Here is a 26,113-nt window from a genome sequence, read left to right as displayed (position 1 = left end):
GTTCACTCGCACGAGTGAATCGACACGACAGGAACGCGTCATGTGTCCACCGGCCTCTAGCGTGCTTCACGTGACCATTGGTTCAGCGGACAACCACTCTGCGGACGACTCGCCCCTGACCCGCCGGGGCTTCCTCCTCACCGCCGCCGCGCTGGCCGTGGTGCCGGGGCTGCCGGCCGATCCGGCCGTCGCCGCCGCGGAGTTGCCGGACTTCCCCGATGGCGTCGCGTTGTACCGCTCGGCGCACCGGAACTGGGTCGGCGAGATCACGGCGGACGGCCTGTGGGCATGTGCGCCGGATGGTCCGGACGAGGTGGTCGCCGTCGTCAACTGGGCGTGGCGGCACGGGTGGCGGGTGCGCGCCCGGGGTGCCTCGCACGGCTGGTCGCCGCTGACGGTCACGGAGGGGACGCGGTCCGGGGCGCCGGTCCTGCTCGTCGACACCGAACCCCACCTCACGGGCCTGGCGCTGGACTCCCCCACCGCCGTGCGGGCCGGCACCGGCGTGACCCTGGAGGCGCTGCTGACCTTCCTGGAGGAGCACGGCCTCGGAGTGACCGCCTCCCCCGCCCCCGGTGTGCTCACCCTGGGCGGCGCCCTCGCCGTCGACGCGCACGGCACCGCCGTACCCGCACGGGGCGAGCGCCGCCGGCCCGGGCACACCTACGGCTCGCTCAGCAATCTGATCCTGTCCCTGACGGCGGTGGTGTGGGACGCCCGGGCCGGCGCCTACGTGCTGCGCACCTTCCACCGTGACGAGACGGACTGTGCCGCGCTGCTGACCCACCTCGGGCGGTCGCTGGTGACCGAGGTCGTGCTGCGGGTGGGGGCGAACACCGACCTGCGCTGCGTGAGCCGTACGGACATCCCGGCCGGGGAGCTCTTCGCCGCGCCAGGCTCCGGCGGGGAGCGGACCTTCGCGAGTTTCCTCGACGAGGCGGGGCGCGTCGAGGCGATCTGGTTCGCCTTCACCGAGCATCCCTGGCTCAAGGTGTGGAGCGTCTCCCCCACCCGGCCACTGACCTCGCGGAAGGTGACCCGGCCGTACAACTACCCGTTCTCGGACAACATCCCGGGGCCGGTGGCGGAGCTGGCCGGGCGGATGACGTCGGAGGCGGCCTGGTACCTGGCACCGGCGCTGGGGACCGCGCAGTACGAGGCCGCCGCGCTCGGCCTGGTGACGACGCTGTCCGCCGACCTGTGGGGCCCGTCCAAGAACACGCTGCTGTACCTGAAACCGACCACGCTGCGCGTGCCCGCCAACGGCTACGCGGTCCTCACCTCACGGGACCGGGTGCAGCGGGTCGTCGCCGAGTTCGCCGCGTTCTACCGCGAGCGGCTGACGGCCTGGTCCGCCCGGGGCGGCTTCCCGGTCAACGGCTCGGTGGAGATCCGGGTGACCGGCGTCGACGACCCGGCGGACGCGGGGGTGGCCGGGGCCCGTCCGCCGCTGCTGTCGGCGCTCCGGCCGCCCGAGGACCACCCGGAGTGGGACACGGCCGTGTGGCTGGACATCCTGACGCTGCCGGGCACGCCGGGCGCGGAGGCGTTCCTGCGCGAGATCGAGCGGTTCCTGCTGCGCACCTTCGACGGCGGCTTCGCGCTCACCCGGGTCGAGTGGTCCAAGGGCTGGGCGTACACCGACGACGGGGTGTGGAGCGACGACGAGGTGCTGGACAGCGTCGTCCCGGCGGCGGTCGGCTCGGCCGCATGGACGGAGGCGGACGCGGTGCTGGACCGTCTTGACCCGCACGGCGTGTACGGCAACGCCTTTCTGGACCGGCTGTTCGGCTAGGGCGTGAGGTACGCCTGCACGGTCGGGGCGTAGCGGTCCACCAGGGCGTCGACCGCGCTCGCCCTCAGCTCGGTGCCCCGGGCGATGCCGTACATCACCCCGAGGCCGAGCAGGCCGGCGACGGCCAGTTCGGCGCGCAGGCCCGGGTCCGGGCCGGTGAGCCGGGCGGTGAGGCGGTCGGTCACCTGGGTGCGGAAGTTGGCGCGCAGGATGTCGCCCTGCTCGCCGTGCAAAGGCGCGAAGACGATCCGCAGCAGCGGGTCGACGCCCTGCTCGGACTGGCTGAGCAGCACGTGCCGGACCATGTGCGGGCCCAGTTCCTCCAGCGGCGCCGCCAGCAGGGCCTCGGCGTCGGCCTCGAAGGACATGACCCGGGCGAACAGCGTGTCCTTGTTGCCGAAGTACTTCAGGATCAGCGGTGGGCTCACCCCGGCGCGGTCGGCGACGGCCTTGAGGGTGATGTCGCCGTGCGCGTGCCGGGCCAGGAGGTGGCGGGCCGCTTTCAGGATGGCCGCCTTGGTCGATTCGGCGTCCCGGCGTGCGGGTGTGGGCGTGACGGGTGGAGTGCTCACGGCACTCATGCTCCCTCCATCTCCTCGTCACGCGCGCCCCGGGTGCGCCCCGGGGCGCGGTCCGGGCCGTCCTGGACGGCGGGTCGGGAGTCGCCGGGGATGCACAGCGCCGCCGCGGCGGCCACCAGCGCGACCGCCCCGGCCATCGCGAACGCGAGCAGATAGCCGTGCAGGGTGGGCACCGGGGCGCCGTCGACCGGGCTGGTGTGGTGCACCAGGACGGCGGCCACGGCGGCGCTGGAGCCGGCCTGGCCGATCGTGCGCATCAGGACGTTGACGCCGTTGGCGGAGGCCGTCTGCCCGGGCGGTACGGCCCGCAGGACGAGGGTGGGCAGCGCCGAGTAGGCCAGCGTGGTGCCGGTCGCCACGACCGTGGCCCCGCAGATGATCATCCACAGTTCACGGCTGTCGGCGATGCGCACCGCGTACCCGGCGGCGATGACGGTCGCCCCGAGGGCCAGCGTGATGCGCGGCCCGCGTGCGGCGGAGATCCGGGCGGAGACGGGCGACAGCAGCAGCATGACGATGCCGCCGGGCAGCAGGCACAGGCCGGTGGCGACGATGGACAGCCCGAGTCCGTACCCGGTGGCCTCGGGTGCCTGCACCAGCTGGGCGGTGACGAGGGTGTTGGCGTAGAAGGCGAACCCGGCGAGCAGCGCGGCCACGTGGGACAGGCCGACCCGGGGCCGCACCGCCAGGCGCAGGTCCACCAGCGGCCGTTCGGCCCGCAGCTGCTGCCACGACCACAGCGCGAGCACCGCGACGGCGGCGGCGAACAGACCTACGACCCGCCCGCTGCCCCAGCCCCACTGCCCGCCCTGGGAGACCCCGAGCAGCAGGCAGACCAGGCCCGCGGCGAGCCCCAGGGTGCCCGGGACGTCGAACCGGCCGGGCTCGCGCACGGGCGACTCGCGGACCGCCCAGCAGACCAAGGTCACGCCCGCTGCTCCCAGGGCGCCGGTCACCCAGAACATGGTGTGCCAGTTCGCGTACTGCACGATCACCGCGGCCAGCGGCAGGCCGAGCGCGGCGCCGATGCCGACGGTGGAGCTCATCAGCGCCACGGCCGATCCCCGGCGCTCGGGCGGCAGTTCGTCCCGCAGGATGCTGATGGACAGCGGGACGACCGCCGCGGCGGCTCCGGACAGGGTGCGGGCGGCGATGAGCACGCCGATGTCGGAGGTCAGGGCGCACAGCACCGAACCGGCGGTCATCAGCCCGAGGGCCGCCATCAGTACCCGCCGCTTGCCGTACATGTCGCCGGCCCGGCCGAGGACGGGGGTGAGGACGGCGCCGGACAGCAGTGTGGCCGTGACCATCCAGGAGACGGTGCCCGCCGAGGCCCCGGTCAGACGGGGCAGGTCGGGCAGCAGGGGCACCACCACGGTCTGCATGACGGCCATGAGGATGCCGCCGAAGGCGAGCACCGGGACGGTGAGCCGCTCCCGGACGGTGCTCGTGCCGGGCGGCTTGCGTACAGCGGCGGTCTGGTCCATCGGCACTCCAGCGGGCAGCGCCGGGCGAGGGCGCGGGTGAATTGTCATTCACCTTAATGGGTGAATGACAATTCACCCAGGTCTCTGTACCCGTTCGCGAGTGGCCTGCGACCGCGCGTGCGCCGTCCGCGCGACCTTCGGGCCGAGCCAGCGCTTGAACCGGCGCAGCGGCTCCAGCTGCCCGGCCGCCCGGTCGAGCCGGTAGTACACCTGGGGCGGGATGCAGGGCAGCAGGGGCGAGTGGCGCTGTCCGAGCAGGGCGAACATGCGCTCCGGGGGCAGGTGCATGTAGCGCGGCAGGTTCTCGTACCACTGGGCGCTGTAGCGGGCCGCGCTCTGTGCGGGCAGGAGGGCCGCCTTGCGCTCCCTTTCGTAGCGGGCGAGGGCCTGCGGGAGGTCCGTGTGCTCGCGCAGCGCGCCGGCCAGGGCGATCGCGTCCTCCAGAGCGAGCGTGGTGCCGGCGCCGATCGAGTAGTGGGTGGTGTGCGCGGCGTCGCCGAGCAGGACGAGGTTGCCGTGCCGCCAGGTGTCGTTCGTCAGGGTGCGGAAGGTCTGCCAGGCGGTTCCGCCGGGGCGGCCGAGGAGGGGGTGGCCGTCGAGGACGCCGGCGAAGAGCCGCTCCAGGAGGGCGCGTCCCTCGGCCTCGCCCGCCCGGTCGAGGCCGAGCCCGGTCCAGGTCTGCGGCGCGCACTCGACGACGCAGGTGCTGCGGTCGGGACCGTAGCCGTAGCCGTAGAGCCAGATCCAGCCGTGAGTGGTCTCCACGAAGGCGAAGGTGAAGGCGTCGAAGACTTTGGTGGTGCCGAGCCAGACGTAGGGGTTGCGCCCGGGCGTGAGCCGGGTGCCGAAGTGGGCGCTGTGGTGGGTGCGCAGGGCGCTGCGGACACCGTCGGCGGCCACGACGAGGTCGGCGTCGGGGGGCAGGTCGCCCGGGGTGATCTCGCGCTCGTACTCCAGCCGTACGCCGAGGTCGCGGGCCCGGGCGGCGAGGATCTCCAGCAGCCGGTGGCGGCCGATGCCGTGACCCTGGTCACCGCTGTGCCGGGTCGTCAGGTCCCGGACATGGGCGACGCCGTCGCTCCACCGCACGGAGTCGGCGGCGAGGGCGCGCGCGGACTCGGGGTCCTGCTCGTGGAGCCGGTCGAGCAGGCCGCGCCAGTAGGTCACGCCCCAGCCGTAGGTGGAGCCCTCCGGATCGCGTTCATGGACGGTGACGTCGCGGGACGGGTCCTGCCGTTTGAGCAGGATCGAGAGATACAGACCGGCGGGCCCGCCGCCGACACAGGCGACCTTCACGCACACCCCTGAGAATGACCGAGAGCTGTCGATTGCCGACGCAGAGTAGCAGCAGGCGGGCGCCGTCGACCGGACCGCCGGATCGCGCCAGTTTCGCGGGGTGACGCGTACCACGAGCAGCGGATCACCCCGGCAGAAACATCCGCCACGTCACCCCCTGCGGGTGGAATTTCCCCTTCCGGACGTGCGCACCGCCCCTTCGCGACAAGATCATCTTCGTTCAACCTTGCACGACATAAGGGGAATTGCCCGGATCGCAGCCAACCGGCTCGCGCGAATTTCTCCCGATGACGGGCGGCCCGGTAGGCATGCGGGGTCATCGACCGAAACCGACCCAGGAGGTCCGTATGCCGGAACTCAGCCGTCGTCGCGCGCTCACCGCCGCGGCCGTCCTCGCCGTCGGCGCGGGGACGTCGTCAGCGACCACCCCGGCCTCGGCCGCCGGACACCATGACGCGCCCCGGGCCTTCGACGAGGTCTACCGGGGCCGCCGGATACAGGGCCGGCCGGCCACCGGGTCCGGTCACCACGGCCATCACGGCGCCGGATACGCGGTGTTCGTCGACGGGGTGGAGCTGCACGTGATGCGCAACGCCGACGGCAGCTGGATCAGCGTCGTCAGCCACTACGACCCGGTGGCCACCCCGCGTGCCGCCGCCCGCGCCGCGGTGGACGAGCTGCAGGGCGCGCCGCTGCTGCCCCTCCCCGCCAACTGACCCGCACCGCACACGCACCGCACAGCACCTGGAGCAACCGCACATGGCCGTCCGCAAGAACCAGTCCACCCTGACCGCCGACGAGAAGCGGCGTTTCGTCGCCGCGCTGCTGGAGCTGAAGCGCAGCGGCCGCTACGACGAGTTCGTGACGACGCACAACGCCTTCATCGTCTCCGACACCGACAACGGCGAACGCACGGGGCACCGTTCCCCGTCCTTCCTGCCCTGGCACCGAAGATTCCTTCTGGAGTTCGAGCGGGCGCTGCAGTCGGTGGACCCGTCGGTGACACTGCCGTACTGGGACTGGACCGTCGACCACACCCCGCGCGCCTCGCTGTGGGCGCCCGACTTCCTCGGGGGGACCGGGCGGGAGCGGGACGGCCGGGTGACGGACGGGCCGTTCTCCGTGTCGAGCGGGAACTGGCCCATCAACGTGCGGGTCGACGGCCGGACGTTCCTGCGCCGCTCCCTGGGCTCCGGCGGCCGTGACCTGCCGACGCGGGCCGACGTCGAGTCGGTGCTGGCGATGCCCACGTACGACATGGCGCCCTGGAACAGCGGCTCGGACGGCTTCCGCAACCACCTCGAAGGGTGGCGGGGCGTCAACCTGCACAACCGCGTCCATGTCTGGGTCGGCGGGCACATGGCCACCGGGGCATCCCCCAACGACCCGGTGTTCTGGCTGCACCACGCCTACATAGACAAGCTGTGGGCGCAGTGGCAGCGCCTGCACCCCGGTTCCGGCTATCTGCCCGTCGCGGGCACGCCGAACGTGATCGACCTCAACGAGACGATGCGGCCGTGGCACGACACCAGCCCGGCGGACCTGCTGGACCACACCCCGCACTACACGTTCGACGTCTGATCAGACGGTCGCGCCGGTGCGGCACTCCGGATGGCCCCAGCCGCTGTCGTTCTTGGCGATGGGCTCACCGGCCGCGTAGGAGCGGCCGCACTGGCAGCGCCCGGGAAACTTCGCCTTGATGGTGCGCGCGGAGCCCTTGCCTCCCGCGGTCTTGGCGGTGCGGGCCGCGCCGCCGCCCGGCCGGGAGCGCGGGGCCTTCACCGGGATGTCCGGGGCGGGCGGCGGCTCCGGGGAGCCGAGGCCGCTGCCCGCGGGCTCCTGGACGGTGGCGGCCTGGCTGGCGGCGCGGTCGGCGAAGTCGTTGAGCCGATCGCCGTCGACCTGGTGGGCCGGGACGTAGCGGAACTCGACCGAGCGGCCGTCCAGGAGTTCGTCGATGCGCACGACGAGCTCCTGGTTGGCGACCGGCTTGCCCGCGGAGGTTTTCCAGCCGTTGCGCTTCCAGCCGGGCAGCCAGGTGGTGACGGCCTTCATGGCGTACTGCGAGTCCATCCGGATCTCGAGCGGCACGTCCGGGTCGGTCGCCGCCAGCAGGCGCTCCAGCGCGGTGAGTTCGGCGACGTTGTTGGTGGCCTTGCCGAGCGGTCCCGCCTCCCACCGCTGCGGTGTCTCGGAAGCGTCGGCGACGACCCAGGCCCAGCCCGCTGGTCCGGGATTTCCCTTCGAAGCCCCGTCACACGCGGCCACTACACGTTCACGCATGCGCTCGATCATGCCATGGCCGTCAGGGGCGCCCGGCCGGGAGGTCCGGGTGCCTACGCCACGTCGGTCAGCTTCGGCATCTCACCCTCGGTCGTCGTGGTGTCGATCACCGAGAAGTTCGCGCCCTGCGGGTCGCTGATCGCCGCGAAGCGGCCGAAGGGGGTGGTCATCGGGCCGAAGCGCAGCACACCGCCGAGCTCGGTGGCCCTGGCCACGGCCGCGTCGCAGTCCTCGACCCCGAAGTAGACGTTGATGTAGGGCCGCATCTGCGGCGGGAACTCCTCGCCCATCTTCATCCGGCCCAGTACGGTGCGCTCACCGAGGTCGTAGATCCGGAAGCTCATCTCGCCGTCCTCCATGTCCCGCTGCCGGTAGGAGAAGACGGCGGGGAAGAACGCGTCGGACTTCTCCGGCTCGCGGGTGAAGACCTCCGCCCATGTGTAGGCGCCGGGCCCGCCCGTCGTCTGGAAGCCCTCGTGGGTGCCCGCCTGCCAGACGCCGAAGACGACGCCCGCGGGGTCGCGGGCCAGGCACATGGTGCCGAAGTCGGAGACCCGCATCAGTTCCATCAGCACCTCGCCGCCGTGGTCACGGATCCGGGCGGCGGTGGCGGCGGCGTCCTGGGACGCGAAGTAGAGGCACCACTGCGACAGGCCCTCCTGGCCGGGCACGGGCGGGACGACGGCGGCGACCGCCTTGCCGTGCGCGTAGGCCTCCGTGTAGTCGCCGAACTCCGTCGAGGCCTCGGCGAAGGTCCAGCCCAGGACGTCTCCGTAGAAGCTCTTGGCCCCTTCGACGTCGCCGAACATCGCGTCGGCCCAGCAGGGGCTTCCCTCAGGTTGCACGGCCATGGTCACGGCCCTCTCCGCAGGGGTGAAATCGTCCGTTTCCTCACGCTAGCCACCCCGGCGCCGGCCCGCGCGCCGAGCGGGTGCGTACCCTCCCGCACGGGCCGGAACCGGCCGGTCCCGGCCATCGCGGCCGGTGTCCGTCTTCCCTCCGTGGCGCGGCTGTGCTTGCCTGAGTGCCGTTTCGGTGGCCGGGGCGGGAGTTGCCGTATGCGCAAGCCGTGGGTCGTGGGGGTTCTGCTGGCCGGGGTGCTCCTCGGAGGGTGCGGGGATCCCGCCTCCGCTCCCGGGAAACCCGCGCCGGCCGCGCCCCGGGCGTCGGCCCCCACCCACCAGCGCGCGCCCGCCTCCCCGGCGCCGGAGCCGAGACGGGCTCCCACGGTGCTGTACCTCGGCGACTCGCTGGCGATGGAGAGCCAGAAGGTCCTCGGGCAGGAGTTACGCCGGGACCTGAAGGCGCGGTACACCGCGGCCCCGTACTCCGGGACCACCTTGTGCGACTACCTGGAGGGCACGGCCGACCGGTCCCTGGTGCCCGCTGCCGACAAGGCCGCCGCGCTGGTGCGCCGACTGCGGCCCGACGTCGTGGTCCTGCAGTTCTGGGGGAATTCCTGGGGCTACACGCCCTGCATGGACGGCATCACCCACGACACGTCCCCGGCCCGGTACTTCGGCCGCTACGAGGCCGACGCGCGCCGGCTCACCGAGCAGATCGCCGCGGCCGGGGGCGGTGACCGGCCACGGATCGTCTGGGTGTCGCAGGGCCCGGACCCGATCAGCCCCGAGCGGGTCCGGCGCGTCAACGCGCTCTACGCGAAGCGGGCCGCCGCCTCCGGCGACCTCGTGGCGGACGCCGGGAAGGCGGTGAGCCCCGCCACCGGCCGCTACACCTGGACGCAGTACCTGCCGTGCACGGCCCACGAGCGCGCCCACCCCGGCTTGTGCACCCAGCCCGGCCGTGACCGCACGGCCCTGCACCGCGACGACGACTATCTGCACTTCTGCCTGGCCCCCACGACGTCCAGGCCGAAGCCCTGCCCGGCCCGCTCCCCCGGAATCCTCCGTATCGCGCGGGAGATCACCAAAACCATTCGACAGGCGGCGCGTTGACCGCTCGAATGGGCACCCATGAGCACGGTGCGCATGCATGAGGACGAGCTGGACATCGACGTCTCGCTCGTCGGCCGGCTGATCGCCGGGCAGTTCCCGCGGTGGGCCGGGCTGCCGCTGCGGCGGCTGGAGTCGTCAGGGACCGAGAACGCCATGTTCCGCCTCGGCCCGGACAAGGTCGTCCGCCTCCCCCGGCACCCCCGCGCCGTGGAGGCCATCGCGCACGAGCTGCGCTGGCTGCCCCGGCTGGGCCCGGCGCTGCCCACCGCCTCGCCCGCACCCGTCGGCCGGGGCGAACCCGCTGACGGCTTCCCCTGGCCCTGGTCGGTCTACAGCTGGCTGGACGGCGGCAACCCGGTGCCCGGCAGGCTCGAGAGGCCCGCGGCGCTCGCCGGGGACCTGGCGGCGTACGTCACCGCCCTGCGCCGCATCGACGCGTCGGAGGGACCGCTCGGGTACCGGGGCGTGCCGCTGGCGACCCGGGACCCCCTCCTGCGTGAGGCACTCGCGCAGCTCGGGGGGCGGGTCGACACCGCCGCGGTGAGCGAGGTGTGGGAAGAGGCCTTGCGGGCTCCGGAGCACACCGGGCCGCCTCTCTGGGCGCACGGCGACCTGATGGCCGGGAACCTCCTGGTCACGGGCGGACGGCTGAGCGCCGTGATCGACTTCGGCACGGTGGGGGTCGGCGACCCCGCCGTCGACCTCATCGGCGCCTGGTGCGTGCTGCCCGCCTCGGCCCGCGAGGTGTTCCGCGAGGCCGTGGGCGCCGGGGATGCCGAATGGGCACGGGCCCGGGGCTGGGCCCTGTCGATCGCGGTCATCGCGCTGCCGTACTACCTGGAGACCAACCCGCCGGTCGCCGAGAACTCCCGGCACACCATCGGGGAGATCCTGGCCGAGGCCGCGTAGGTCAGGGCCGTTCTCGGGGGGAACGGCCCTGGCCGGCCCCTCACTCGCCCGCGTACGCCTGCTCCAGGGTGGCGATGTCGAACTTGCCCATCGCCATGAAGGCCTGGGTCACCCGGGCCACCTTCGCCGGATCCGGGTCGGTGATCATGTCCTGGAGCCGCTCCGGGACGACCTGCCAGGACACGCCGAACCTGTCCTTGAGCCAGCCGCAGGGGCCGGGCTCGCCGCCGTTCTCGGTGAGCCTGGTCCAGTAGTAGTCGATCTCCTCCTGGTCCGCGCAGAAGATCATGAAGGAGGTGGCCTCGGTGAACGAGAACTGGGGGCCGCCGTTCAGCCCGAGGAACCGGTGCCCGTTGGCCGTGAACTCGACCGTCATCACGCTGCCGGCGGCCTGGCGCGCTCCCTCGGGATAGCGCGCGATCCTGCCGATGCTGGAGTTCTTGAAGATCGAGACGTAGTGGTGGGCGGCCTCCTCGGCCTGGCCGTCGAACCAGAGGCACGTGGTGAAACCGTCGGTGGTCATGAGTCCTCCCGCACGCGTGGAAACGCTGTCACCTCTGTCGACCGGATCCGGCCGCGAAACTCATCGCCGGACGGCCCACGCGTTTCCCGACAGGACGCCTTCGTCCGCTCGCAGCGGCGTCCGTCGGGGCTCTGCCGGTAGCGGATCTGCCGAGGGCAGAGAAACCGCTCACTGGCGTCGTGGGAGGTCAACAGTGGAGCCGACGGCACATCCCCGACTGTCCGCGGCGCTCGCTGCCGAGACGAGGAGAACCGATGACTCCACTCACGACGCTCGCCCCACGGGCGGAGGAGGGCGACACCCCTCCGACCCGCTTCGACGACCATCTGGCCGCACAACTGCTCGCACAGCGCATCGTGCTGCTGGGCACCCAGGTCGACGAGGTCTCCGCCAACCGGGTCTGCTCCCAGCTGCTCATCCTGTCCGCGGAGGACGCGCACACCGACATCAGCCTGTACATCAACAGCCCGGGCGGGGCGGTGCACGCGGGCCTCGCCATCTACGACACGATGCGGCTCATCCCCAACGACGTCTCCACGCTGGCCATGGGCTTCGCGGCCAGCATGGGCCAGTTCCTGCTGAGCGTCGGCGCCCCGGGCAAGCGCTATGCCCTGCCCAACGCGCGGATCATGATGCACCAGCCCTCGGCCGGCATCGGCGGCACCACCGCCGACATCGAGATCCAGGCGGAGAACCTGGAGTTCACCAAGCGGACCATCGAGCGGATCACCGCCGAGCACACCGGCCAGAGCCCGGAGACCATCTCCCGGGACGGCGACCGGGACCGCTGGTTCACGGCCGAGGAGGCCAGGGAGTACGGCATGGTGGACCGGGTCGTGGAGTCCCTGGCGGACGTCCGGCCCGCGGCCACCCGGCGCAGGATGGGGTTGCAGTGATGGGTTCGTACACGATTCCGAACGTCGTCGAGCGCACTCCGCAGGGCGAGCGGTCCTACGACGTCTTCAGCCGGCTGCTGTCCGAGCGGATCATCTTCCTCGGCACCGAGATCGACGACGGCGTCGCCAACGTCGTGATCGCCCAGCTCCTCCACCTGGAGTCGTCCTCCCCGGAGAGCGAGATCGCGATCTACATCAACTCCCCCGGCGGCTCCTTCACCTCGCTCATGGCCATCTACGACACCATGACCTTCGTGCAGGCGCCGATCTCCACGTTCTGCGTCGGGCAGGCGGCCTCCACGGCGGCCGTGCTGCTGGCCGGCGGGGACGCCGGGCGGCGGTTCGTGCTGGAGCACTCACGGGTGCTGCTCGGCCAGCCGGCCGCGGGCGGGCAGCGCGGCATGGTGTCCGACCTGGCGCTCCAGGCCAAGGAGATGGTGCGGATCCGCTCCCAGGTGGAGGAGGTGCTGGCGCGGCACACCCACCACGACGTGACGGCGCTGCGGGCCGACATGGACCGCGACAAGGTGTTCACCGCGCGGGAGGCGGTGTCCTACGGGCTGGCCGACGAGGTGCTCAGCCGGCGCCTGGCGAGGGTCTGAGGCGCCGGCCGGTTCGGCTCAGGCGGCCAGCACCAGGCCGTCGTGCGACGAGGTGGACGCCCCGCGGCGGCTGCCGCCCGCGTAGCGCGAGGTGACGCGGACCAGTTCCCCCTGCGCCCTGGTCAGCAGGTCGCCGAGGTTCAGTCCGAGGGCGTGGGCGGCGGCCGCGAGGACCTCCGAGGAGGCCTCCTTGCGGCCGCGCTCCACCTCCGAGAGGTAGGGCATGGAGATCCGCGCCTGGTCGGCGACGTCCTTCAGGGTGCGCTCCTGGGCGAGGCGTTCGCGGCGCAGGACGTCACCCACCAGGTCCCGCCACAGCGGCTCCTTCGCGGCCGGGGACCGCGGCGCCTGGCGCGGCGGCGCACCGGCGGGACGCGCACCGTGCGGGCGCAGCGGGATGACTCGGGCTTCGTTCGGCAGGTGGTTGCTCACCCGTCCAGCCTAGGAATCCGGGCCGCCGGGGGAAGGGCCCGGCGTTCCGCCCTGGGTGGAATCACCGCACGACAGGACGGGAAGTGGACATTCCCGACGATTTCGCCTGTGGGAAAATCGGAGGGCATGGTGCGCGTCATCCCGGGTACCCGCAACTCGGGAGTACCTATGCAAGTCCGCCGTGACGTTCGTGGGAGAGGTAATGGAGACCGCCGTGATCCGGTCGAAGGCACAGGTCGTCGAAGAGAACACCGAAGCCGGCGCGGGTGACGGAGCACTGCCGGGCGTCGTGGACCCGCGGTCCGTGGCCCCGCGGGACGCGAGGGAGCTGTCCCGCCAGTTCTTCCAGCGCCTGACGGAACTCGAAGAGGGCACGCACGAGTACCAGTACGCGCGCAACACCCTGATCGAGATGAACATGTCGCTCGTGCGTTTCGCGGCCGGACGGTTCCGGGGCCGTGGTGACGACATGGAGGACATCGTCCAGACCGGCATGATCGGCCTGATCAAGGCGATCGACCGGTTCGAGCTCTCCCGCGAGGTCGAGTTCACGTCCTTCGCGCTGCCGTACATCGTCGGCGAGATCAAGCGCTTCTTCCGGGACACGACGTGGGCCGTGCACGTGCCGCGGCGGCTCCAGGAGCTGCGTGTGGAGCTGGCCAAGGCCCGTGAGGAGCTCGCCAGCCGCCTGGACCGCGAGCCGACGGTCGCCGAGCTGGCCACGCTGATGAACATCTCCGAGCGTCAGGTCGTGGAGGGGCAGATCGCGGCGAACGGGTACAACTCGTCGTCGCTGGACGCCGCGCTTACCGGTGACGGCCCGGAGGGCGGCGAGGCGGTCCTGGCCGACTTCATCGGCGTCGAGGAGGACGGGCTGCGGCTCGTCGAGGACTTCCACTCGCTCGCCCCGCTCATGGCCGAGCTCAGCGAGCGGGACCGGCAGATCATCCACATGCGGTTCGTGGAGGAGGCCACCCAGGCGGAGATCGGTGAGCGGCTCGGCTGCTCCCAGATGCACGTCTCCCGGCTGATCAAGCGCATCATCACCCGGCTGCGCGAGGGCATGCTGGGCGAGCTGGGCTGCGCCTGACACCACCGGTGAACCAGTGAGTGCCGTCCCACACGCGGGAGTGGGGCGGCACTCGTGCGTCGGTTCCCGGTGGGCCCGCGCCGATTCCCGATGGGCCGGCGCCTCACCGCACCTGCGGTGCCGCGGCCGGCCGCGGCACGAGCCCACCGCGGGACCAGACACACCAGACAGGCGTGACGCTGAGCCGCCGGGGTGACGTACCTCACCCGGGCGGCTCAGCCGTTGGCAGCGTCGGCGAGAGGCAGCACGGCGCGCACCCGCTTGCCCACCGGTACCCGTTCCACGCTGACCTGCTCCGCGAGCGCGTGGACGATCTCCAGGCCGTGCCGGCCGATGCGCTCGGGGTCGCGGGGGAAGATGCGGGGCAGTGCGGAGCTGCTGTCGTAGACCGACACCGTCACCGCGGTGTCGGTGCCGTCGAGCTCCAGGATGTAGGGGCCGTTGCTGTGCCGGTCGGCGTTGGTGACCAGCTCGCTCACCACCAGCAGGACGGCGCCGTCGACACGCTCGTCGACACGCGCGCACCACTCGGTCCTGAGCTGGTCGAGAAAGAGCGCGGCGAAGGACCGCGCCTCGGCGATGCACCCCGGCTCGCCGGTGTAGTGGGCCGCTCGCCTCAGCGGTTCAACGGGCACGTCGAAACCAGTCGGTATCACTGCCCCGTCCAGGTGATCGATCATTCTTTTCTCTCTGGGAAGCCGGGCCGGCCGGACGCTCTGCACCAGTGCTCGTACCCCGAGTCGGGCTTCGCAGTCCTGACAGATCCGCGCCTGTTCGGTACGCCGGGCATTGTCCCCTGTCCGCGGGGCACCCGGAAAGAATCGAGGCCGGCCGAGGGCGGCCGGACCGGATCGCCGGAGGTGCGCGGTGGCCTGGTGGATGTGGCTGGTCGTGGTGCCGGCGGCGCTCGTCGCCGTGGCCTTGGTGACGCTCGCCGTGCAGGCCGGGCGGCGGTCGGGGACCGTGATCGCGGTCCGGCGCCGGCCCGGCGGGAAGGGGCTGCGATGAACGAGCTGCTGGCCGCGCGGAGCCTGACGACCCTGCCGGTGGTCACCCTCGGCGGGGACGCCGTCGCCCAGATCAAGGACACCGTCTTCGACGCCGCCGCCGGGCGTGTGACCGGCTTCACGCTCAGTGGCCGGGGTCTGCTGTCGGGCCCGCTGAAGCAGAGCCTGCCCTGGTCGGCGGTGCACGCGCTCGGGCCGCACGCCGTCATGATCCGCGACCCCCTCGCCCTGCGGGACACCTCCGTCGTGGTCGCCCGGCGCGAGGCCCAGCAGGGCCGGGTGCTGCACGCGAAGGTGCTGACCGACGAGGGGGCCGAGGTCGGCACGGTGCTCGATGTGATCGTCGAGGGCGGCACCAGTGGCCGGGTGGTGGGCTTCCGCATCGCCGCGGGCAAGGCGCTGGTGCGGGGCTCACGTCGCCGCCGGCACCGGGTGTACGTGCCGCGCGGCGAGACCCTCGCCGTCTCCGGCCGTGCCCTGGTCATACCGGCGGACGCCACCCGCTACGTCGCCGACGACCTGTCGGCGTTCGTCGCCCGGGTCGGTGCCTTCCGGGCCGGGCGGGAGGGGACGGCGCCGTGATGCTGTTCTCCGAGGCACGGGGCCTGCCGGTGCTGACGCTGACCGGTGCGGACGAGGTCGGCGTCGTGAGGTCGCTGACGGTCGACGCCGCGTCCGGTGTGGTCACCCACCTCCGGGTCCGGGGCCGGCACTCCCGGAAGGACACCGTGCTGGCCTGGGGCGCTCTGCACGCCATCGGCCCGGACGCCGTACTGGTCCGCAACGCCGCCGAACCGGCCGAGGTTCCCGCGCACCACGAGCTGCCGGGCCTCAGGATCCTCACCGAGACGGGAGACACGCTCGGCACGGTCCAGGACGTGGTGTTCGAGCCCGGGACGGGCCGGGTCGAGGCGGTCGTCACCTCCCACGGCGACCTGCCGGCCGACCGGCTGCTCGGCCTCGGCGACTACGCCCTGGTGGTCCGCGCCGCGTGAGCCACCGCCCGGACCGGCCGCCGGGTCAGGAGGCCGGGGCCTGTTCCGTCGTGCCTCCGCCGGTGTCGCCGCCCGTGCTGCTCCCGGTGCCGCTCCCGGTGTCGCTCCCCGTGTCGCTTCCGGTGTCACTGTCGGGCGGGGGCGGCTCGGTGTCGGAGGACGGCGGCTCGCCGGTCGTGGGCCCCGAGGTGTCCGTGTCCGAGCCCGGCGGTTCGCTCGAGGGCGGTTGCGACGACGTCGAGTCGGAGGGCGCGGTGGGGGTGGTGACGCTCGCCGACGGGGAGGGCTTGTCCGGCTTCTTCGTCTTGTGGTCCTTCTTGCCCGTGTCACCCGGGTGGCGCTCGAACCACTCGCCGTCGGGCTCGCACATCACGAAGACGTCGACCGGCTCCGGTGCGGGCGCCACCATGACGACGTTCGACGACTTGTAGCCGGGCCACGCGTCGCCGGTCGTCCTCGGCGCGCTCTGCTGGGCGACCGGCGGCGACAGCGGGTTGCCGCAGGCACAGCGCACCCGGGGCACACCGCGGTCGTCGACCAGGACGGCCGTGCCCGCCTGGAGGACGGCCTGGTAGCTGGTGGGGGCGCCGTTCTTGTAGCCGTGGTTGGTGACGCGGGTGTCCATGCGCAGCTGCACCGGGGTGAGCGAGCGCAGGTAGGAGGGCACCTCGGAGGGCTGGATCCGGGCGACCGAGGCGAACGCGCGCTGCTTGTCCGGGGCGTCCTCGAAGTACGTGATCTGCTTCTCCACGTCACAGCTGGCGACCTTGCGGGTGCCTCCGTAGAGGCCGGGCGCGTCGCCCTTCACCCCCTGGACGGCGTTCTGCGGCGCCGACTCGTCGGCTCCCGAGGGCGAGACCGGTGAGGCGGAACTCTTCTCCTCCGCCGTGGATTCGGTGAACGCGTCCGGGCCGGTGTCCGCCGCGGGCTGGAGGAAGACCTCGCCGCTTGACGTGCTGGTACCGCGGTCGGACGCGCCGGTGCCCCCGTTGTCGGGCCGGGACAGCACCACGGCCAGGATCACGGCGGCCACCACGGCGGTGGCGATGATCGCGACACGGGGCACGGATCCCCACCACGGTCGGCGGGGCTCCGGTCCCTGGCCTCCGCCGCTCGGCGGCTCCGAGGGCGGGCCGCCGCCCGGCGGCGGCTGGTTGGGACCCGACAGCGGGCCCGAAGGAGGTCCTGTGGGGCGGCCGGACGACGGCGGATCGACGCTCACGAGCTCTTCTCCCACGTCGGTTCTCTGCGGCCTTCACGCACCCGGGAGGATTGATCCAGGTGCACACCGCTTTTTCACGCTATGAGTTCATTGTGTGCTCCAGTCCCGTGCGCCCCGCAAGCCGACGCGGACGGACCCCTTCGGCGGGCGCCCGGCGCAGGGGCTGCTTAGCGTGGCTGCGTGAGTTCGCGCACCCCCTCCGGCCAGGCACGTATCTCCGGCGAGCGGGCCGTGGCCCGCCACGGCTGGGCACACGCCCTCGTCACGGTGCTCGGCGCGCTGCTCGCCATGGCGCTGGTCGCCGCCCTGGGCCTGTGGGCGGCCGGGGCCGCGGACCTTCCGGACGGTTCCTTCGCCCCCGTCGTCGCGGCCACCATGGTCACCGCCGTGGGCGGCACGGTGAAGCTCGCGGGAAGCGCCGGCGACCTCGTCGGCACACGGGCGGGCCTGACCGTCGTCCCGCTCTCCGTCACGCTCGCCGGTGCGCTGGTGATCGCCTGGGGGTTCCTCCGGCCGCTGCGGCACCGCGCGGTCGCCGGCACGGCGGAGCTGGCCGGCTGGGCCGGCCGGGTGGCGGCCCTGTGGCTGCTCGCGCTGATCGGCCTGACACTCGCCGCCCGGCACACCTTCGACCTGTCCCTCGGGGAAGACACGCTGGGCGAACTGGGCGACCTGTTCGGCGCCTCGCCGAAGATCGGGTTCACCACCGACGTCCCGCTGTCCGTGTTCGTCGGGATGGTGTGGCTGGCCGGTGCGCTGGTGCTGGCCCTGCTCGTGTCGCGCGGGGCCCCGCTGCCCGCCGGGCTGCTGCGCTTCCAGACGTCGGTGCGGCCGGCCGCGTACGCGATGGTCGCGCTGCTGCTGGCCAGTGTCGCCATCGGCGTGGTCGTCGCCCTGGGGACCGCGGTGGTCAAGGGACACGCTAGGGAGACGTTCGCGGTGATCCTGCTCGGCATGCCCAACCTGGTGTGGATGGCGCTGACGATCGGGCTCGGCGCCACCTGGAACGGCAGGGTGGAGGGGCCGTTCGGGCTGCCGATGCCGCATGTGCTCGACGAGGTGCTGCGCACCCCGGACGTCTCCGAGCTGAATCTGCGCGCGCTCGCCGAGCACGACGGCCGGGTGTGGTGGCTGCTGGTCGTGGACGTCCTGCTGCTGCTGGGCGCCGCGTTCGTGATGGCGGCCCGGTCACCGGCCCGGGTGCGGGCCTGGCAGCACGCCGTGCACATGGCGGTGGCCCTCGTGCTCACCGTGTTCGCGGTCTGTCTCGTCGGGCGCATCTCCGCGCATCACGGCCTGTCGGTGATCGGCATCGGCGATCTGGGGGGCGGCCTTCGGGGCGAGCTCTTCCTGAGACCGAGGCTGTGGGGTGCGGTGGGCCTGGCCGTCCCGTGGGGGCTGGCGGCGGGGTTCGCCGGGGCACTGCTGGCGCGGCGCGTACGGCGGCGCGGCGAGGTGCGCTCGGCCGACGAGGGCTGAGGCCGCCACCGTCGTGGACGAAGCCGTCACCCTCATGATCAGCCGCTGGGGCACCGCCGTGCGCTACGTCCGCTGAACGAAGACCGGTTCGGCCCAGCGCGGCGGCGGTTGGGGCCGCTCCTCCCCCGCGCCCGGCAGTGGCCGGTCCACACGCGTGGGCGGCCGGGTGGCCCCGGTGGCACCGCCGGTCGTCGCGGCGCGCAGGGCGGCGACGAAAGCCAGGCAGGACGGGTACCGGTCGTCGGGGCTCTTGGCGAGGGCCTGGGCGAAGACCGGGTCGACCCGCGGGTCGAGGTCGTGCCGTTGCTCGGTCAGCGGCGGCGGTTCGTCGTACTGGTGCGCCCAGAGCAGGGCCATGTCGTCGTCACGGAGGAAGGGCGGGTGGCCGGCCAGGGTCTCGAACACGACGCAGGCGAAGCCGTAGACGTCGCAGCGGGCGTCCACCGGCTTGCCGGAGATCTGTTCCGGGGCGACGTAGTCGAGGGTGCCGACGAACTGGCCGACCGTGGTGAAGCCGGTCAGCGACAGCGACTTCTTCGTCAGGCCGAAGTCGGTGAGGTAGACGTGCTCGGGGTGGTCGCTGTCGGTGCCGCGGGAGACCAGGATGTTGCCGGGTTTGACGTCGCGGTGGACCAGTCCGTTGTCGTGGGCGGCGTCGAGCGCGGAGGCGACCTGGGCGGCGACGCGCAGGGCGGTGACGAGCGGCATGGGGCCGTCGCGGTCGAGGACGTGCCGCAGGTCGCTGCCGGCGACGTACCGCATGGCGATGTACAGCACGCCGTCCGTCTCACCGGCCTCGAACACCGGCACGATGTGCGGGTGATCGATGGCCGCGGCGGCCCGGGACTCATGGGTGAAACGGCGTCGGAAGGTGTCGTTGCGGGCGAGTTCCGGGGCGAGCAGCTTCAGCGCGACGGTGCGTTCCAGGCGCAGGTCGCGGGCCCGGTACACGACGGCCATGCCGCCGCGCCCGATCTCCTCCTCGATCCGGTACCCGGCGATCTGCTGCCCGACCAGTTCGGAGGGCCGCCCCGAGAACAGGCTCGTCTCGCGGTTCAACGGCCGTCACCCCCGGGCGGCACGACCCGGGTGGGCTCATGCCCCACGACCCGCGTGGGAGGAGCCCCGGAAACCGGGTCCGCCTCCTCGTCGTCCCTCTCGCCCCTCTCGTCCCTTTCGTCCTGCTGGGCGGACACGACACGCGTCGGCGGCGGAGCCCCGGGCGTCTCGGTGGCCACCACCCGCGTCGGCGGCGCCTCGGGCGGCGCGGTCCTGCTCGGCTCGGGTGCGTCAGGAGTCAGGACACGGGTGGGCGGCATGGCTTCCGGGGGCGTGATCCCGGTCGGCTCGGGTGCCTCCGGAGGCACCACCCGGGTCGGCTCGGGTACGCCAGGAGCCAGGACATCGGTGGGCGGCAGGGTCTCGGGGGGTGTGATCCCGGTCGGCTCGGGCGCCTCGGGCGGTGCCGGCCTGGTCGGACCGGCGGGGGCGCTCGTCGCGGGCGGTGACCCGTCGGCCCGGCGGGCCGCGGTCCCCGAGGCCGGCATCGGGCCGGGGCCCTCGGGCGGCACGACCCGCGTGGGCGGATGCACCGGAGCCTCGGCCTGGCGGGCCGCCCCCGTTCGAGGCGTCGGGCCCGGGCCCTCCGAGGGCACCACCCGCGTGGGCGGATGCACGGACGGGCGGGGTGCCGGCCGGGCGGCTCCGGGTGTGTCGTCGGTGGCGTACGTGGTCATCCGGATGCCGTCGGCGTACACCCAGTGCCCGTGGGCGGAGTCGTAGAGCCACACGGACTCGCCGTCGACGACGACTCCGATCCGCATGCCGTGGGTGCGGGCGCGGAAGGACTCCCGGTCGAGACCGCCCGCGAGGTCCTCCACCGCGGAGCGGTAGCGCGCCAGGGCCTCCTGCGCCCGGCCCAGCAGCGGCCGCGGATCGGCGGCGCGGGTGAGCGGCCCGTCCGCGGCGGGCGGGTCCTGCGGTACGGCGACCAGGCGACGGCCGTCGACCCATGCCGACCAGCCGTTGAAGCACAGGACGTGCCCCCAGTCGCCCTGCCGTTCCAGGAGCTGCACCGGCAGCAGCGGGTCGAGGTCCACCGTGGGCCGGGACGGGTCGGGCGCCTCCCAGGCCGGCATCCCGTGCTGCGGGACGACGTGCGTGGGCCGGAAGCCGGGGGTCGTCATCGGCGCTCCCTACTTCCGCATGACGGCCGGCTCGTGCCGGCGCAGCATCCGGGAGACGAGGAACCCGAAGAGCACCGACAGCACGACCAGCATCCCCACGTCCAGCAGCCACGTGCCCGCCGAGTGCTCGAAGAGCGGGTCCTTCGTCAGGTCGTCGGGGACGATCCTGCCCAGTCCCACGGTTGCGGCCATAGCGGCGAGCGCCCAGCGCGCAGGCACCAGCCAGCCCAGCTGTTCCAGGCCGGGGGTGTCGGCCAGTTTCAGCAGGGCCCCGCAGAAGACGACCTGGACGATGGCGATGAGCACCAGCAGCGGCATCGTCACCTCTTCCTTGCGCACCACGGCGGAGATGAGCAGGCCGAGCATCATCGCCGTGAAGGCGAGCAGGGCGACGGCGACCGTGATCTCCACCAGGGGCGGCATCAGCACACCGTCGCCGCCGGGCGCGTTGAGGTCCACACCGAACAGGGCGACCAGGGTGAGCACCACCGCCTGGAGCACGGTGATGACGCCCAGGACGACGACCTTGGACATCAGATACGCGGATCTGGACAGGCCGACCGCCCGTTCCCGCTGGTAGATCACCCGTTCCTTGACGAGTTCGCGCACGGCGTTGGCCGCCCCGGTGAGCACCGCGCCGACGCACAGGATGAGCAGCCCGTTCATCGCCGTGTCGCGCGTCAGCTTGCCGCCCGCCAGGGCACGGGCCATCGCGCCCATGACGAACGGCAGGGCGATCATGATGATCAGGAAGGTGCGGTCGGCGCTGAGCGCGGCCGCGTACCGCCGCACCAGCGTGCCGAGTTGGGCTCCCCGGCTGCGCGGCCGGGGCGGCGGGGTGATGACGACGGGCCCGGACCGGTCCTGCTGCGGCTGCGCGGAGGCGTCGGCCACGTACCGGCCGTGGAAGGGCGAGGTGAGGTACTGCCCCGCCCAGTCCCGGTCCGTGTCCCGTTCGAAGGCCTCGAAGGCCTCCGGCCACTCCTCGAACCCGAAGAACGGCAACGCCTCCTCCGGCGGCCCGTAATAGGCGATCTTCCCGCCGGGCGCGAGCACGAGGAGGCGGTCGCACACGTCGAGGCTGAGCACGCTGTGGGTGACGACGATGACGGTCCGTCCGTCGTCGGCGAGGCCGCGCAGCATGTGCATCACCGAGCGGTCCATGCCGGGGTCGAGGCCGGAGGTCGGCTCGTCGAGGAACAGCAGCGACGGCTTGGTGAGCAGCTCCAGGGCCACGCTGACGCGTTTGCGCTGGCCACCGGAGAGGCTGTGCACGGGCTGGTCGGCGCGTTGTTCCAGGCCCAGTTCGCGGATCACCTCGTCGACCCGGGCGCGCCGCTCGGCCTTGGCGGTGTCCTGCGGAAAGCGCAGTTCGGCGGCGTAGGAGAGGGCTTTGCGGACGGTCAGCTGCGGGTGCAGGATGTCGTCCTGCGGGACGAGGCCGATGCGCTGGCGCAGCTCGGCGTAGTCGCGGTAGAGGTCGCGGCCGTCGTACAGGACGGTGCCGTGGTTCGCGGGCCTCTGGCCGGTGAGGGCGTTGAGGAGGGTGGACTTGCCGGCGCCGCTCGGGCCGACGACGGCGAGCAGGCACTTCTCCCCCACCGGGAACGACACGTGGTCGAGGAGCGTCCTGCGGCCGCGGTCGACGCTGACGGCGAGGTCCTGCACGTCGAGGGAGACCTCGCCGGTGTCGACGTACTCCTGGAGCTGGTCGCCCACGAGGCAGAACGCGGAGTGGCCGATGCCGACGATGTCGCCCGGTCCGACCGGGGCGCTGGTGACGGGGCTGCCGTTGAGGTAGGTGCCGTTGTGGCTGCCCAGGTCGACGATCTCGTAGCTCCCGTCTGCCAGGGCGCGCAGTTCGGCGTGCCGGCGCGAGACCACGAGGTCGTCGATGACCAGGTCGTTGTCGGTGGCGCGGCCGATGCGCACCGTGCGGGAGGGCAACGGCCGTACGGTCGTGGGCTGCCGGTAGGTGCCGGTGTGGGCCGGCATGGAGACGGCGGAGGGGCGTTCGGGGGCGGCCGCGGCGGACCGGCGGCGGCCGGTGAGGGTCATGCATGGCCCGTCGGCCGGATTGCCGAAGCGGATGACACTTCCGGGCCCGACGTCCCACTCGTGGATGCGGCGGCCGTCGGCGTAGGTGCCGTTGGTGCTGTTCTCGTCCTCGATGGTCCAGTGACCGTCCTCGGGCCTGAGCACCGCGTGGTGCCAGGAGACCCGGTCGTCGTCGATGACGATGTCGCACAACGGGTCGCGTCCCACGTGGTAGTCGCGGCCCGGGATCATCACGGTCGAACCCGTCTCCGTCTCCAGGACGAGTTCTGGTGCTACCGAGGGTTGCGCCATGGTCAGATTCTACCGATGTGCCCGGTTGTGTGCCTGGCCGAGCGAGGCGGCCGGTGGGCCAGCGGGTCAGCCGACGGTGATGCCGACGAAGGGGGCGGCGCGCTGCATCCGCAGGGCGTCCACGGACTCGGCGAGCAGTTCGTACTCGGTCGTGTCGTCGCTGGTGGCGATGCGCACCAGCCGTCCGGCCGCCAACTCCTCGGCGATGTACGCCTGCTGGGCGGGATCGGCGCACCAGGCGCGCAGCAGCATGGGCACGTCGGGCACAGTGGGGGCGACCGGCACGAGCGCGCCCGGCGGTAAGTGCTCGGCGTCGGGGCGGGGGTCGAGGCGCTGGGCGATCCAGGAGGCGCGGTCGCGCAGCCACCACAGCGCGAGGGCGAGGGTGGGCGCCCGATAGGTACCGAGGGGCACTCCGATCCGGCGGCCGTCGCAGACTCCGTACGCCGTGACGTGGCACAGAAACTCGTCGTGCACGTGACCTCCCCCGTTGCCCTGCCCGTCTGCCGGCCCGGCTGGCTTCTCGTGCGGCTCGCGTGCTGTGCGTGAGGGCGCCGTCGCTGGATGTGAAAACGCTCTCGCAGGTCAGTATGTTCACTGCTGAATCACTGTCACCACGACTTTCCGGCCACTCTCCTGGCATATTCACCACCCTGGGTGGCCGAAACATGGCGGGCGGTGACAGCAGTCCATGACTTCGCAGGTAATCGACGCTCCCGGCGGGTGCGGGCAAGGTGGGCGTACCGGGTTCGGCGGGACCGAGATCCGGGCTCTGACCAGCAGGTACGACCTTCCTGGAGGCTGATCGCCATGTCCGAAAACACCCACCGCTACGAGGACGCCGTCGCCCGCTACTTCGAGGCCTGGAACGCCGAGGACCCCGCGGCGCGGGCCAAGGCGGTCGCCGCCGCCTGGACCGAGGACGGCGCCTACACCGATCCCCTGGCCGACGTCCGCGGACACGAGGGCATCGCCGCGGTGATCGCGGCGGCCCGGGAGCAGTTCCCCGGCTTCGAGTTCCGGCTCACCGGGGGCGTCGACGGCCATCACGACACCGCCCGCTTCTCCTGGGAGCTGGTGAACACGGCCGACGGCTCGGCTCCGGTCGCCGGGTCGGACGTGATCACGCTGGACGGGCAGGACCGGATCAGGGTCGTGCTCGGGTTCCTGGACCGGGTGCCCGCCGGGGCGTGAGGCCGGCGGCAGCGATGAGTTTCCCGGTGTCCGGCGGTCTGTGTGAGGAGAGGCCGCCGAGCACCGGAGGACGTCATGGCACACGCGGGAGAACTGGACGCGGAGTTCACCGCCGTCCTGCGCAAGAGCCCCGCCGAGGGCGGCTGGACCTATCTGGTCTGGCCCCGGTCCGCCGAGTTCTTCGGCACCCGAGGCCTGGTCAAGGTCCGCGGGACGATCGACGGGCATCCGTTCCGCAGCTCGTTCATGGCACTCGGCGACGGCACCCACAAGCTGCCCGTGAAGGCCGCCGTCCGCGAGGCCATCGGCAAAGGGGAGGGCGACACGGTGACCGTGCGCCTCGAGGAGCGGATCGGCGCCTAGCCGGGACGGCCCCGCCCCGGGCGGAGGGACCCGGGCGGGGCGGGGCCGGGCGGGAGCACCCGGGCAGGTGGATCCGGGCGGGAGCGCACACCCCCGGCAGACTCAGGCGAGTCACCGGGGTGGGAGCACCCCCGTGGGCCCGGGCGGGCAATCGGGGCAGGAACGCCCCCGTACCGGGGCTGGCCACCGGGGACCGAGCACCCCGGCGGACTCGGGCGGGCAACCTGGGCCGGAACAGCCCGGACCCGGGCGGGCCCGCAGGGCCGGCTCGCGGACCCGGGCAGGCGCACCCCGGACGGACACACCCACGCGGGACACCCGGGGGGCGGAAGCGTGCCCAGCCGGAAGGGCGCCCCGCCCCGAAGGGCCACCCGGCCAGAGCGACACCCGCGCGGGCGCCCCCCGTTACTGCTTGACGATGGCGTCGATCCGGGCCAGCTCGTCCGCGTCGAAGTCCAGGTTGCGGATGGCGCCGACACTGTCCTCGATCTGCTGCGCGCTGCTCGCGCCGACCAGCGCGGAGGTGACCCGCCCGCCGCGCAGCACCCAGGCCAGAGCCATCTGGGCCAGGGTCTGGCCGCGGGACTTGGCGATGTCGTTCAGGTCGCGCAGCCGGCCCACCAGGTCCTCGGTGAGCGCGTCGGAGTTGAGGAAGGGGCTGTCGCTCGCGGCCCGGGAGTCCTCGGGGATGCCGTCGAGGTAGCGGGCGGAGAGCACGCCCTGCTCCAGCGGGGAGAAGACGATGGAGCCGACCTGGAGCTCGTCGAGGGCGTCGAGCAGGCCCTCGTCCTCGGGGCGGCGGTCCAGCATCGAGTAACGCGGCTGGTGGATGAGGAGCGGGGTGCCCAGCTCGCCCAGGATGCGGGCGGCCTCGCGCGTCTGCTCGGCGGAGTAGTTCGAGACGCCGACGTACAGCGCCTTGCCCTGCTGCACCGCCGAGTGCAGGGCCCCCATCGTCTCCTCCAGCGGGGTGTCCGGGTCGGGGCGGTGCGAGTAGAAGATGTCGACGTAGTCCAGGCCCATCCGCTTCAGGCTCTGGTCCAGCGAGGACAGCACGTACTTGCGCGAGCCCCACTCGCCGTACGGGCCGGGCCACATCAGGTAGCCGGCCTTGGTGGAGATCACCAGCTCGTCCCGGTACGGCGCGAAGTCCGTCTTCAGGAACTCTCCCAGCGCGGACTCGGCGGCGCCGGGCGGCGGGCCGTAGTTGTTGGCGAGGTCGAAGTGGGTGACACCGAGGTCGAAGGCGCGGCGCAGGATGGCGCGCTGCGTCTCGACGGACCGGTCCGGGCCGAAGTTGTGCCACAGGCCGAGCGAGAGCGCGGGGAGCTTCAGGCCGCTGCGTCCGGTGCGCCGGTAGGGCATGTCCGCGTAGCGGTCGGGGTGTGCGGTGTACAACGCGACTCCAGAGGGGTTGGCACGGTCGGGATGAAACCGGTCTCCACTCTGGCGTGACCTGCGCCCAT

The 26,113-nt window shown here is 72.7% G+C and carries 28 protein-coding genes; 14 read left to right on the top strand and 14 right to left on the bottom strand.

Going from position 1 to position 26,113, the window contains the following annotated elements; translation table 11 throughout:
• The first annotated feature begins 70 nt into the window (after positions 1-70).
• Positions 71-1,795: a cholesterol oxidase substrate-binding domain-containing protein gene (locus tag AC0665_RS35570; protein WP_478706609.1), complete on the top strand. Its 1,725-nt coding sequence runs from the start codon at positions 71-73 to the stop codon at positions 1,793-1,795.
• On the opposite strand, the gene AC0665_RS35565 is transcribed toward AC0665_RS35570, so the two are convergent.
• The 3 genes from AC0665_RS35565 to AC0665_RS35555 all read right to left on the bottom strand — a co-directional run bounded on the left by AC0665_RS35565 (position 1,792) and on the right by AC0665_RS35555 (position 5,165).
• Entirely contained in the window at positions 1,792-2,376 is a 585-nt protein-coding gene (locus AC0665_RS35565) for a TetR/AcrR family transcriptional regulator (RefSeq protein WP_478706608.1), read from the bottom strand. The two genes, AC0665_RS35570 and AC0665_RS35565, sit on opposite strands and share 4 nt — an antisense overlap.
• A complete protein-coding gene (locus AC0665_RS35560; RefSeq protein ID WP_478610624.1) occupies positions 2,373-3,863 on the bottom strand; it encodes an MFS transporter in 1,491 nt (496 codons plus the stop codon). The genes AC0665_RS35565 and AC0665_RS35560 overlap by 4 nt, the downstream gene beginning before the upstream one ends.
• A gap of 72 nt (positions 3,864-3,935) precedes the next feature.
• Positions 3,936-5,165: an FAD-dependent monooxygenase gene (locus AC0665_RS35555; RefSeq protein WP_478610626.1), complete on the bottom strand. Its 1,230-nt coding sequence runs from the start codon at positions 5,163-5,165 to the stop codon at positions 3,936-3,938.
• A gap of 341 nt (positions 5,166-5,506) precedes the next feature.
• Between AC0665_RS35555 and melC1 the strand changes: the two genes are divergently transcribed.
• Together melC1 and melC2 are read left to right on the top strand one after the other, a co-directional pair.
• Positions 5,507-5,875, top strand: coding sequence for an apotyrosinase chaperone MelC1 (melC1, locus tag AC0665_RS35550; RefSeq protein ID WP_468406208.1), 369 nt, complete (start codon positions 5,507-5,509; stop codon positions 5,873-5,875).
• A gap of 43 nt (positions 5,876-5,918) precedes the next feature.
• Positions 5,919-6,740: a tyrosinase MelC2 gene (gene melC2 / locus AC0665_RS35545; protein ID WP_478706607.1), complete on the top strand. Its 822-nt coding sequence runs from the start codon at positions 5,919-5,921 to the stop codon at positions 6,738-6,740.
• Here melC2 and AC0665_RS35540 read toward each other — a convergent pair whose 3' ends face one another.
• A complete protein-coding gene (locus AC0665_RS35540) occupies positions 6,741-7,454 on the bottom strand; it encodes a ribonuclease H family protein (RefSeq protein ID WP_478706606.1) in 714 nt (237 codons plus the stop codon).
• A 41-nt stretch (positions 7,455-7,495) separates the two neighbouring features.
• Entirely contained in the window at positions 7,496-8,293 is a 798-nt protein-coding gene (locus AC0665_RS35535) for a VOC family protein (RefSeq protein ID WP_478706605.1), read from the bottom strand.
• 207 nt (positions 8,294-8,500) lie between these two features.
• Here AC0665_RS35535 and AC0665_RS35530 point away from each other — a divergent pair, with 207 nt between their 5' ends.
• A complete protein-coding gene (locus AC0665_RS35530; protein WP_478610632.1) occupies positions 8,501-9,400 on the top strand; it encodes an SGNH/GDSL hydrolase family protein in 900 nt (299 codons plus the stop codon).
• Positions 9,401-9,418: 18 nt separating this feature from the next.
• Positions 9,419-10,309, top strand: coding sequence for an aminoglycoside phosphotransferase family protein (locus AC0665_RS35525; RefSeq protein WP_478706604.1), 891 nt, complete (start codon positions 9,419-9,421; stop codon positions 10,307-10,309).
• 40 nt (positions 10,310-10,349) lie between these two features.
• On the opposite strand, the gene AC0665_RS35520 is transcribed toward AC0665_RS35525, so the two are convergent.
• Complete coding sequence (locus AC0665_RS35520) at positions 10,350-10,832, bottom strand: VOC family protein (protein ID WP_478706603.1); 483 nt, start codon at positions 10,830-10,832, stop codon at positions 10,350-10,352.
• A 254-nt stretch (positions 10,833-11,086) separates the two neighbouring features.
• Here AC0665_RS35520 and AC0665_RS35515 point away from each other — a divergent pair, with 254 nt between their 5' ends.
• Both AC0665_RS35515 and AC0665_RS35510 read left to right on the top strand, forming a co-directional pair.
• Entirely contained in the window at positions 11,087-11,728 is a 642-nt protein-coding gene (locus AC0665_RS35515; RefSeq protein WP_142166043.1) for an ATP-dependent Clp protease proteolytic subunit, read from the top strand.
• Positions 11,728-12,330 carry an ATP-dependent Clp protease proteolytic subunit gene (locus AC0665_RS35510; protein ID WP_366053599.1) on the top strand — a complete coding sequence of 201 codons (603 nt, stop codon included), beginning with the start codon at positions 11,728-11,730 and terminating at the stop codon, positions 12,328-12,330. The genes AC0665_RS35515 and AC0665_RS35510 overlap by 1 nt, the downstream gene beginning before the upstream one ends.
• Before the next feature lie 18 nt (positions 12,331-12,348).
• Here AC0665_RS35510 and AC0665_RS35505 read toward each other — a convergent pair whose 3' ends face one another.
• A complete protein-coding gene (locus AC0665_RS35505) occupies positions 12,349-12,762 on the bottom strand; it encodes a helix-turn-helix domain-containing protein (RefSeq protein ID WP_468406193.1) in 414 nt (137 codons plus the stop codon).
• Positions 12,763-12,964: 202 nt separating this feature from the next.
• On the opposite strand from AC0665_RS35505, the gene AC0665_RS35500 reads away from it, so the two are divergent.
• Complete coding sequence (locus AC0665_RS35500) at positions 12,965-13,852, top strand: RNA polymerase sigma factor SigF (protein WP_283969118.1); 888 nt, start codon at positions 12,965-12,967, stop codon at positions 13,850-13,852.
• A 215-nt stretch (positions 13,853-14,067) separates the two neighbouring features.
• Here the strand turns inward: AC0665_RS35500 and AC0665_RS35495 are convergent, their stop codons facing one another.
• The gene (locus tag AC0665_RS35495; RefSeq protein WP_468406191.1) at positions 14,068-14,532 is read right to left on the bottom strand and encodes an ATP-binding protein; all 465 of its coding nucleotides are present in this window, start codon (positions 14,530-14,532) and stop codon (positions 14,068-14,070) included.
• A gap of 187 nt (positions 14,533-14,719) precedes the next feature.
• Here AC0665_RS35495 and AC0665_RS35490 point away from each other — a divergent pair, with 187 nt between their 5' ends.
• The 3 genes from AC0665_RS35490 to AC0665_RS35480 are packed head-to-tail and all read left to right on the top strand — an operon-like array spanning position 14,720 to position 15,854.
• The gene (locus AC0665_RS35490) at positions 14,720-14,860 is read left to right on the top strand and encodes a hypothetical protein (protein ID WP_366053603.1); all 141 of its coding nucleotides are present in this window, start codon (positions 14,720-14,722) and stop codon (positions 14,858-14,860) included.
• Positions 14,857-15,441, top strand: coding sequence for a PRC-barrel domain-containing protein (locus AC0665_RS35485; protein WP_468406189.1), 585 nt, complete (start codon positions 14,857-14,859; stop codon positions 15,439-15,441). Before AC0665_RS35490 ends, AC0665_RS35485 begins: the two co-directional genes overlap by 4 nt.
• Complete coding sequence (locus tag AC0665_RS35480; RefSeq protein ID WP_468406187.1) at positions 15,438-15,854, top strand: PRC-barrel domain-containing protein; 417 nt, start codon at positions 15,438-15,440, stop codon at positions 15,852-15,854. Before AC0665_RS35485 ends, AC0665_RS35480 begins: the two co-directional genes overlap by 4 nt.
• A 25-nt stretch (positions 15,855-15,879) precedes the next feature.
• Here AC0665_RS35480 and AC0665_RS35475 read toward each other — a convergent pair whose 3' ends face one another.
• A complete protein-coding gene (locus AC0665_RS35475; protein ID WP_478706602.1) occupies positions 15,880-17,076 on the bottom strand; it encodes a DUF6777 domain-containing protein in 1,197 nt (398 codons plus the stop codon).
• A gap of 180 nt (positions 17,077-17,256) precedes the next feature.
• Between AC0665_RS35475 and AC0665_RS35470 the strand changes: the two genes are divergently transcribed.
• Positions 17,257-18,555 (top strand): streptophobe family protein, encoded by a 1,299-nt coding sequence (locus AC0665_RS35470; RefSeq protein ID WP_478706601.1) that lies wholly within the window; start codon positions 17,257-17,259, stop codon positions 18,553-18,555.
• A gap of 63 nt (positions 18,556-18,618) precedes the next feature.
• On the opposite strand, the gene AC0665_RS35465 is transcribed toward AC0665_RS35470, so the two are convergent.
• The 4 genes from AC0665_RS35465 to AC0665_RS35450 form a co-directional block, all read right to left on the bottom strand.
• A complete protein-coding gene (locus tag AC0665_RS35465; protein ID WP_468406181.1) occupies positions 18,619-19,614 on the bottom strand; it encodes a serine/threonine-protein kinase in 996 nt (331 codons plus the stop codon).
• A complete protein-coding gene (locus AC0665_RS35460; RefSeq protein ID WP_468406179.1) occupies positions 19,611-20,741 on the bottom strand; it encodes a hypothetical protein in 1,131 nt (376 codons plus the stop codon). Before AC0665_RS35460 ends, AC0665_RS35465 begins: the two co-directional genes overlap by 4 nt.
• Positions 20,742-20,750: 9 nt before the next feature.
• The gene (locus AC0665_RS35455; protein WP_478706600.1) at positions 20,751-23,090 is read right to left on the bottom strand and encodes an FHA domain-containing protein; all 2,340 of its coding nucleotides are present in this window, start codon (positions 23,088-23,090) and stop codon (positions 20,751-20,753) included.
• A gap of 66 nt (positions 23,091-23,156) precedes the next feature.
• Positions 23,157-23,567: a hypothetical protein gene (locus AC0665_RS35450; RefSeq protein WP_478706599.1), complete on the bottom strand. Its 411-nt coding sequence runs from the start codon at positions 23,565-23,567 to the stop codon at positions 23,157-23,159.
• Between the two features lie 333 nt (positions 23,568-23,900).
• On the opposite strand from AC0665_RS35450, the gene AC0665_RS35445 reads away from it, so the two are divergent.
• Together AC0665_RS35445 and AC0665_RS35440 are read left to right on the top strand one after the other, a co-directional pair.
• Complete coding sequence (locus AC0665_RS35445) at positions 23,901-24,284, top strand: nuclear transport factor 2 family protein (RefSeq protein WP_468406175.1); 384 nt, start codon at positions 23,901-23,903, stop codon at positions 24,282-24,284.
• A 75-nt stretch (positions 24,285-24,359) separates the two neighbouring features.
• Entirely contained in the window at positions 24,360-24,647 is a 288-nt protein-coding gene (locus AC0665_RS35440) for a DUF1905 domain-containing protein (RefSeq protein WP_478706598.1), read from the top strand.
• Between the two features lie 405 nt (positions 24,648-25,052).
• Here AC0665_RS35440 and mgrA read toward each other — a convergent pair whose 3' ends face one another.
• Positions 25,053-26,045 (bottom strand): L-glyceraldehyde 3-phosphate reductase, encoded by a 993-nt coding sequence (gene mgrA, locus AC0665_RS35435; RefSeq protein WP_468406173.1) that lies wholly within the window; start codon positions 26,043-26,045, stop codon positions 25,053-25,055.
• Between the last annotated feature and the right edge of the window lie 68 nt (positions 26,046-26,113).

Source organism: Streptomyces sp. NPDC043685, assembly GCF_056436585.1.
Note: the sequence above shows the minus strand (reverse complement) of the source record. Positions and strands in the feature narration are given on the sequence as shown.

Excerpts from the sequence above, each read along its gene's own strand:
- AC0665_RS35540 (WP_478706606.1), bottom strand. The coding sequence starts at position 7,454 with ATGATCGAGCGCATGCGTGAACGTGTAGTGGCCGCGTGTGACGGGGCT.
- AC0665_RS35495 (WP_468406191.1), bottom strand. The coding sequence starts at position 14,532 with ATGATCGATCACCTGGACGGGGCAGTGATACCGACTGGTTTCGACGTG.
- AC0665_RS35500 (WP_283969118.1), top strand. The coding sequence starts at position 12,965 with ATGGAGACCGCCGTGATCCGGTCGAAGGCACAGGTCGTCGAAGAGAAC.
- melC2 (WP_478706607.1), top strand. The coding sequence starts at position 5,919 with ATGGCCGTCCGCAAGAACCAGTCCACCCTGACCGCCGACGAGAAGCGG.
- AC0665_RS35510 (WP_366053599.1), top strand. The coding sequence starts at position 11,728 with ATGGGTTCGTACACGATTCCGAACGTCGTCGAGCGCACTCCGCAGGGC.
- AC0665_RS35520 (WP_478706603.1), bottom strand. The coding sequence starts at position 10,832 with ATGACCACCGACGGTTTCACCACGTGCCTCTGGTTCGACGGCCAGGCC.
- AC0665_RS35530 (WP_478610632.1), top strand. The coding sequence starts at position 8,501 with ATGCGCAAGCCGTGGGTCGTGGGGGTTCTGCTGGCCGGGGTGCTCCTC.
- AC0665_RS35535 (WP_478706605.1), bottom strand. The coding sequence starts at position 8,293 with ATGGCCGTGCAACCTGAGGGAAGCCCCTGCTGGGCCGACGCGATGTTC.
- AC0665_RS35455 (WP_478706600.1), bottom strand. The coding sequence starts at position 23,090 with ATGGCGCAACCCTCGGTAGCACCAGAACTCGTCCTGGAGACGGAGACG.
- melC1 (WP_468406208.1), top strand. The coding sequence starts at position 5,507 with ATGCCGGAACTCAGCCGTCGTCGCGCGCTCACCGCCGCGGCCGTCCTC.
- AC0665_RS35560 (WP_478610624.1), bottom strand. The coding sequence starts at position 3,863 with ATGGACCAGACCGCCGCTGTACGCAAGCCGCCCGGCACGAGCACCGTC.
- AC0665_RS35525 (WP_478706604.1), top strand. The coding sequence starts at position 9,419 with ATGAGCACGGTGCGCATGCATGAGGACGAGCTGGACATCGACGTCTCG.
- AC0665_RS35445 (WP_468406175.1), top strand. The coding sequence starts at position 23,901 with ATGTCCGAAAACACCCACCGCTACGAGGACGCCGTCGCCCGCTACTTC.
- AC0665_RS35485 (WP_468406189.1), top strand. The coding sequence starts at position 14,857 with ATGAACGAGCTGCTGGCCGCGCGGAGCCTGACGACCCTGCCGGTGGTC.
- AC0665_RS35440 (WP_478706598.1), top strand. The coding sequence starts at position 24,360 with ATGGCACACGCGGGAGAACTGGACGCGGAGTTCACCGCCGTCCTGCGC.
- AC0665_RS35460 (WP_468406179.1), bottom strand. The coding sequence starts at position 20,741 with ATGACGACCCCCGGCTTCCGGCCCACGCACGTCGTCCCGCAGCACGGG.
- AC0665_RS35515 (WP_142166043.1), top strand. The coding sequence starts at position 11,087 with ATGACTCCACTCACGACGCTCGCCCCACGGGCGGAGGAGGGCGACACC.
- AC0665_RS35565 (WP_478706608.1), bottom strand. The coding sequence starts at position 2,376 with ATGAGTGCCGTGAGCACTCCACCCGTCACGCCCACACCCGCACGCCGG.